The organism is Streptococcus sp. WM07 (assembly GCF_004570525.1).
Classification (GTDB): Bacteria; Bacillota; Bacilli; order Lactobacillales; family Streptococcaceae; genus Streptococcus.
Genome location: NZ_SPPZ01000145.1, coordinates 1 through 588, shown reverse-complemented (window position 1 = coordinate 588; position 588 = coordinate 1). Strand labels below are relative to the sequence as shown.

The following is a 588-nucleotide window of genomic DNA, read 5'->3' as shown; positions in this document are numbered from 1 at the left end:
GCTAGCGCTTGAAATTTTCGAACCGAGGCAACAAAAGGAGAGTTCTGGCGCAAAGCAGCCGCGCGAGACGACCGCTCTTCCAAAATGGAAGCCGCGTCATTAGGTCGTTTAAGAAGTTCTCGCCAAGTAAAAATATAGTCTCTGCTACAGAGTAAGCTCTTTTCCCAACTTTCTACCTGGAGGTTAGCTAAACGGATAATTTCGTTCACAATCGGCGCCGGTGCAGTGCGCAGGGCCAATGCGACTGACACATGCTTTGCGAGACGACGTTCGTAAATTTCCAAGAACGCTTCGTGATTATGGTGAATTTGTGAATTGCCTATCATAATGCCATCTCAGACCGCTTCAATTATAGCGAAGAACCCGCCGATGGCTTCAGCATAGCATATGTTTTGCTTAAAAATGATGCGCCACCCCGACAAACTAGGGGGCTGGAGCAAACAGAAAAGTGCCGTCGGGGCTTTCTAAGTTGTTATCCAGACACATGCAGCGGCACTCTAGTGAGGATGTCACGAAATCACTTTGAACGCTCGTAACCGGAAGCACCTGAAGACAGGTGCCAATCGGTGATCCGATGTCGGCCAATAT

The 588-nt window shown here is 48.8% G+C and carries 1 protein-coding gene; it reads right to left on the bottom strand.

The window, feature by feature from the left end; genetic code table 11:
• The coding region (locus E4T71_RS10100; protein WP_209304484.1) for a hypothetical protein at window positions 1-326 on the bottom strand (326 nt) is incomplete at its 3' end.
• Window positions 327-588: the final 262 nt, after the last annotated feature.